The organism is Jatrophihabitans sp. (genome assembly GCF_051960575.1).
GTDB lineage: Bacteria > Actinomycetota > Actinomycetes > Mycobacteriales > Jatrophihabitantaceae > JBQCEE01.
In genome coordinates this window covers 1-6,434 of the sequence record NZ_JBQCEE010000342.1, presented here as the reverse complement: position 1 = coordinate 6,434, position 6,434 = coordinate 1, and the positions used below count along the sequence as shown (strand labels likewise).

General features: G+C 76.6%; 3 protein-coding genes and 1 pseudogene. 2 read left to right on the top strand and 2 right to left on the bottom strand.

Features of this window, described 5'->3' with window-relative positions:
- Together ACTHMS_RS19165 and ACTHMS_RS19160 are read left to right on the top strand one after the other, a co-directional pair.
- Nucleotides 1-727, top strand: a pseudogene (locus ACTHMS_RS19165) (FAD-binding oxidoreductase); the annotation flags it as partial.
- Nucleotides 728-736: 9 nt separating this feature from the next.
- Nucleotides 737-4,246 (top strand): BTAD domain-containing putative transcriptional regulator, encoded by a 3,510-nt coding sequence (locus ACTHMS_RS19160; RefSeq protein WP_440308262.1) that lies wholly within the window; start codon nt 737-739, stop codon nt 4,244-4,246.
- Nucleotides 4,247-4,331: 85 nt separating this feature from the next.
- Here the strand turns inward: ACTHMS_RS19160 and ACTHMS_RS19155 are convergent, their stop codons facing one another.
- On the bottom strand, nt 4,332-5,396 hold the full coding sequence (locus tag ACTHMS_RS19155; RefSeq protein WP_440308261.1) for a hypothetical protein: 1,065 nt from the start codon (nt 5,394-5,396) through the stop codon (nt 4,332-4,334).
- Nucleotides 5,393-6,434: DUF885 domain-containing protein (locus ACTHMS_RS19150; RefSeq protein ID WP_440308260.1), on the bottom strand; the 1,042-nt coding region annotated here is incomplete at its 5' end. The genes ACTHMS_RS19150 and ACTHMS_RS19155, both read right to left, overlap by 4 nt.

Genomic DNA, 6,434 nt, shown 5'->3' with positions numbered 1-6,434 from the left:
CGCCGCGGTGCTGCACGCCTGGAGCACCTGGACGGCCGGGCTGCCCGAGCAGGCGACGTCGTCGCTCGCGCTCATGCGGCTGCCGGCGCTGCCGCACGTGCCGCCGCCGCTCGCCGGCCGGCTCACCGTCGCCGTGCGCTTCGCGTGGGTCGGTGACGAGGCCGAGGGACGCGCCGCGCTGGCCGCCATCGAGGGCGCGGGCCGGGTCGTGCTCGGCGGCGTGGGCCCGATGCCGTACGCCGCGATCGGGATGATTCACAACGACCCGGTCGACCCGATGCCGACGTCGGAGGCGAGCACGCTGCTGCGCGAGCTGCCGGCCGAGGCGGTCGAGGCGCTGCTCGCGGTCGCGGGGCCGGCGGCCGGCTGCCCGCAGGTGATCGTCGAGCTGCGCCACCTCGGCGGGGCGATCGCCCGGCCGCAGGGCGGCCCGAGCGCGTTCAGCCACCGCGACGCCGCGTACTCGCTGCTCACCATCGGCATCGCCGCGCCGCCCGTCGCCGCCGCCACCCGTGCGCACGCGGCCGCGACGATGGCTGCGCTCGCGCCGTTCGGCGACGGCGCCTGCCTGCCGAACTTCCAGGCGAGCGCCGACCCGGACGCCGTGGCCCGGAAGTACGGCGCAGCCACGCTGGCGCGCCTGGGCGAGCTGGTGGCGTCCTACGACCCGGACGGCGTGCTGGCGCAGGCCGACGGGGTGCGGGCGGCTGCCGGCCGCGCGCACTGACGGAGGCGGATGACCGCGGTGTCGACACGGCCGGGCGCGGTGCTCGCGCCCGGCCGTGATCATCTGCCCCTAGGATCCGAGCGATCACCGGCGGGGGCCGGCGAGGGGGTCGGCGTGCAGTACGGGGTGTTGGGTCCGCTCGAGGTCGTGCGCGACGGGGCTGTCGTCGACCTCGGCAGCCCCAAGCAGCGGGCGGTGCTCGCGAGCCTGCTGCTCGAACCGGGTCGGGTGGTGCCGACCGAGCGCATCGTCGACCAGGTCTGGGGCGACGACGTGCCGGCGAACGTCGCCGCCAGCCTGCAGGCCTACGTGTCGAACCTGCGCCGGCTGCTGCGCGACGCGACGGCCACCGCTCCGATCGTCCGGCAGTCGCCGGGCTACCGGCTCGACGTCGAGGCCGACGCGGTCGACGCCGAACAGTTCCGGCACGCGGCCGAGGCCGCCCGTGCCGCACTCGACGCACACGACTGGCCGGCCGCGGCGGCGCACGCGACGGCCGGGCTCGCGCTGTGGCGGGGCGAGGTGCTCGCCGACTTCCGCGACCTCGAGTGGGTGCAGGTCGCCGCGGTCGCCCTGGACGAGCGGCGCACCCAGTGCCAGGAGGACCTGGTCACCGCCCTGCTCGGTGCCGACCGCACCGCCGACGCCCTCGCCGCGGCACGCACCCTGCACTCCGCGGCGCCGTTGCGCGAGCGCTCGGCCTGGCTCCACGTCGTCGCGCTCTACCGCAGCGGCCGCACCACGGAGGCGCTCGAGGTGCACCGCGCCACGGTCGCTCGCCTCGACGAGGAACTCGGCCTCGACCCCGGCCCGGCGCTGCGCGACCTGCAGGGTGCACTGCTGCGGCACGATTCCGAACTCGGGCACTGGCCGCGCACGGGCCCGGTCGTGCCGGTGGCAGTGCGCGTCGCAGCGCCGGCGAGCACACCTGCCGACGACCTCGCGGGGATGCCCGCGCCGCCGCCGCCGGCCGATGCCGACACGACGCTCGTCGGCCGCACCGCCGAGCTCGACGTCGTCGCAACAGCGGTCGAGGAGACGGCAGCCGGAGCCGTGCGCTGGCTCGTGCTCGAAGGCCCGGCAGGCATCGGGAAGACGCGGCTCGCCGAGGCAGTGCTCGACCAGGCCCGCAGGCGCGGCTTCGCGGTGCTGCGGTCGGGCTGCCCCGACGACAGCGGCCTGCCGCCGTGGTGGCCCGTCGCGCCGCTGGTGCGCGGGCTCGGCGGCGACCCCGACACGGTGCTCGCCCAACCCGCCCAGGCGGAGGCCGACCGGGCGCGGTTCGCGGTGCACGAGCGGGTGCGCGAGCTGCTGACGGACGCTGCGGCGCGGCAGCCGCTCGTCGTGCTCGTCGACGACGTGCAGTGGGCCGACACCAGCTCGCTCGGGCTGCTCACGCACCTCGCCTTCAGCCTCGAGGCCGTGCCGGTGCTGCTGGTGCTCACCGCCCGCAGCGGCGTGACCAACCCCGACCTGCGCCGCCTCTTCGACGCCGCGGCGCGGCGCACGGGCTCGCGGCGGATCAGTGTGCCGCCCCTGGCCGGTGCCGAGATCGGCGAGCTGGTGCAGCGGATCAGCGGCGAGCCGATCACCGATCGCGAGGCCGCGCTGCTGCTGACCCGCACCGGCGGCAATCCCTTCTTCGTCAGCGAGTCCGCGCGGTGGCCCCGTGCCGAGCGCGCGGCCGGCGAGGTGCCGCTGGCCGTGCGGTCGGTGCTCGACCGCCGGCTCGGCGCGCTGGACGCCGGCACGCTGCAGGTGCTGCGGACCGCGGCGGTGATCGGCGACGTGCTCGAGATCGACCTGTTGCGACGGGTCACCCGTCTCGACGTCGACGAGCTCGCCGACCTGCTCGACGAGGCGGCCGACGAGCGGATCGTCGTGATCCCGCCGGGCGGGCGCCACTACGCGTTCGCGCACGGCCTGCTGCGCGACGAACTGCTGGCCGGCATGAGCGCGGCGCGCCGGCAGCGGCTGCACGCGCGCGTGGCGGAGGCGATCGGCGGCGACGCCCGCGGCGACGACCTCGTCGTGCGCGCCGGGCACCTGCTCGCGGCGCTGCCCCTCGCCGACGCCGACGAGGTGTTCGCCGCATGCCAGGAGGCCGCCCGCGATGCCGAGGCACGCTGGCAGGCCGACGCCGCCGCGCACTGGTGGGAGGCCGCGCTCGTCACGCACGGGCAGCTGCCGCCGAGCCGCCGCGAGCAGGCGACCCGTGACGAACTGGTCGGTCACCGGCTGCGGGCCCTCATCCGCGCCGGCCGCGGGCAGACCGTCTACGTGGTCGTCCAGGCCGAGATCGACGCCGCGGTGCGCGACCGGCGCTTCGACTTCGTCGGCACGCTGTGCAGCATGCTCATGCGCTCGGCCGGGGCGTGGCCGTGGGCGGCCGTCGGCGAGGGTCCGGGCCCGCTGCTCGAGACGCTGCAGCGGGCGGAACCGCTCGTCGCCGACGACCCTGCGGCGCACAGCCGTGTGCAGGCCGCGCTGGCGATCGGCAGCTGCTACCACCCCGACGGGCGCGTGCCCGACAGGCTCAGCCGACGTGCGCTCGACCTCGCCGAGACCCTCGGTGACGCGGACGTGCTGGCCGACGCCCTGCTCGCCCGCTGCCTCACCTTCTCGGGCGTGGCCGAGCGGGTCGACGAGTCGGCCGCCCTGCTCGACCGGCTCGCGGCGCTGCCGCACACCGCCGCGGCCGGGGACGAAGTGCTGTGGCACGGGCTCATGACGATGGTGTGCGGCCACCGCGGCGACATGGCCGGGCTGGCCGAGCACTGCCGGCTGGGCAGTGCGGGCAGTGACCGGCTGCGGCTGCCGACCAGCCGCGTGCAGTTCCGGCTCACCGAATCGCTGCTCGCGCAGTGGCAGGGCCGGTTCGACGAGTCGGAGCGGCTGTTCCGCGACGGCGAGCGGCTGCGCGGGCAGACCGAGCTCTACTTCGGCTGGGCCGGGATGTCACTGATCATCTCGCGCTGGTTCCAGGGACGCCTCGACTCGATCGCCGACCGGCTCGGCGCCGCGACCGACGACCTCGAACGCATCAGCGCCACGGTGCACGGCGGCGACCTCGATGCCGCCGAGCGGCTGATCGCCGACTACCTCGCGCGCCCGACACCGGTGGTCTGGACCTCGCACGGCGACTGGACGTTCCTGGCACACCTGGTCGCCGACGCCGCGCTGACCCGCCTCGCGCCGTCGCTGGTGCAGCGCCTCGAGCCGCTGCGCGACGTCGTGGCGCTCGTCGGTCAGCTCACCGTCGTCGGCCCGGTCGCGCTCGCCCTCGCGAGGCTGCGGCTGCTCTTGGGGCAACCGGCGGAGGCGCGGGCCGACCTGGCCGTCGCCACCGAACTGGCCGGGCGCGGTGGTGGCACCCCGAGCCTGCTGCTGTGCCGCCTGGTCGCCGCCCGGCTCGACCCGCCGCCGCCCGCCGAACTGGAGCGGGTGGCGGCCGACGCCGCCGCGGCCGGACTGCACGGCGTGGCCCGCGACGCGGCGGCGTTGCTCGCCGTGCGCTGAAGGGTCACCGCGGGGCTGGCCCCCTGCTGTGGTCGCGTGTGGATCTTCGGAGCGACCACGCCAGGGGACCAAGCGCGCGGACGGCTCAGAGGTAGCGCCGTGGCGGGGCCGACCCGTCCTCCGGCGGCCGGTACCGCGGCGGCACCTGGCCCGGCAGCACCTGCGTGTCCGCGGGCGGCGGGCCGGAGCCAGGCGGGTAGCCCGTGCCCGGCGGGTAGCCCGTGCCCGGCGGGTAGCCCGTGCCGTAGCCGGGCGGCGCGCCGTACCCCGGTGGTTCGCCGTAGCCCGGCGGGTAGCCGGTGCCGTAGCCCGCGGCGGCGCCGTGAGCCGCACCCTGCTGGTACCCCGGCTCCGGACGCCCGCCACCGTCCCCGCCGCCGCGGCCCGGCGGCCGGGCGAGGCGGGCGGCGTGTCCGGCGATCACGAGCACGCCGCCGGCGACGAGGATGACGACGAAGACACTGACCAGCCCGGTGCTGCCGGCGCGGATGGCGGCCGCGATGAGCACCGGCCAGCGTCCGGACGACCGGTCGAGCAGCGCGGGCAGCGCCACCCGGATGAGCACCGGGATGATCGACGCGCCGATGCAGGCCCAGCCGAGCCGACGGGCGAGCCGGTCGCGCGCCGGCCCGAGGGCGAGCGCGGCCCCGCACAGCAGCACGAAGAGCAGGAGGCCGCCGCGCTCGACGGCGACGGCGGTCGAGCGCACGGTCCTGCTCGCACCGCCGAGCTGCGCCGGCAGCAGGTCGTCGTTGCTCGCGCGTCCGGTGCCCAGCGCGGTCGAGACCTGTCGGGCGAGGGCCGGGTTCGCCCGGCGCAGCGCCTGCAGCACCGAACTGGCGACCGACGACGACCCGTGCTCGTCCGACGCCGACTGCAGCGCCTGCAGCAGTTGCGGGTCGTCGGCCACCTGCCGGCCGATCGCGTCGGCGCGCGCGGGCGGTACCCCCGGCACCGCCGTCTCGATCGCACCGGAGACGGTGTCGGCGACGACGCCCTTGCCCGCGTCGGTGGCGAGCATGGCGTGGACGATGCGCGCCGGGCGTCCCGGGTCGAACAGCAGCGTGGACGTGACGAACGCGGCGAGCGCGATCGTCCCGGCGACGACGCCGAGCCGCAGCAGTACCGAGCCGAGCGACGAGCGGATCATCGCGACGCGACCCAGGCCTCGACGACGCGCGCGAGCACGGGCATCGGCAGGTTGCCGTGGTCGAGTACAGCCGCGTTGAACGCGGGCAGGTCGAACCGCTCGCCGAGCCTCGCCCGCGCGTCCTGGCGCAGGCGCAGGATCTCGCGCTGGCCGACGAGGTACGCCAGCGCCTGCCCCGGCCAGGCGATGTAGCGGTCGACCTCGGCGGCGAGGAAGCTCTCGGCGAGCGCGACGTGCTCGACGAAGTACTCGCGAGCCTGCGTGCGGCTCCAGCCGAGGGCGTGCAGGCCGGTGTCGACCACGAGCCGCGCCGCCCGCATCATCTCGCAGTACACGGCCCCGAGTTGCGCCTCCACGCCGCTGTAGAGGCCGAACTCGCCGGCCAGCCGCTCGGCGTAGAGCCCCCACCCCTCGGCGTGCACGGTGACCGGCAGCCGCTGCAGCAACGGCAGGTCGGCCAGCCGCTGCAGCCGGGCGAGCTGCGAGTGGTGCCCGGGCACCGTCTCGTGGAAGGCGACCGACTCGAGGTCCCAACCGGTGCCCGCGGTCGGCAGCAGGGTGTTGAACCAGTACGTGCCGGGACGGCTGCCGTCGTCGCGCGGCATCGTGTAGTGCGGCGCCATGCCGCTCTCGGCCACGGTCGCGGGCATCGGCGAGACGGCGCACGGCTCTGGCAGCGGTTCGGGCATGATCTCGCCGGCCCGCTGCTCGGCGCGGCGCACGGCGTCCTGCGCGGCCGCGAGCGCGACCTCCGGCGTCGTGGCCGAGGTCGAGGCCCGCACGGCCGCGCGCACCGCGGCGAGATCGGTGAGACCGATCGAAGCGCCGAGCTCGAGCGCCTGCTGCTCGAGGCGGGCCACCTCGTCCAGCCCGATGCGGTGCAGTTCGTCGGCGGTGAACTCGAGCGTCGTGTGCGAGGCGATCGCATTGGCGTAGAACTCGGCGCCGTCGGGCAGCGCCGCGACGCCCGCGGCGTCGTCACCGCGTGCGTCGGCCCGCAGCGCCGCGATCTGGTCGCGCCACCGTCCGAGGGCGGGT

Excerpts from the sequence above, each read along its gene's own strand:
- ACTHMS_RS19160 (WP_440308262.1), top strand. The coding sequence starts at position 737 with ATGACCGCGGTGTCGACACGGCCGGGCGCGGTGCTCGCGCCCGGCCGT.
- ACTHMS_RS19155 (WP_440308261.1), bottom strand. The coding sequence starts at position 5,396 with ATGATCCGCTCGTCGCTCGGCTCGGTACTGCTGCGGCTCGGCGTCGTC.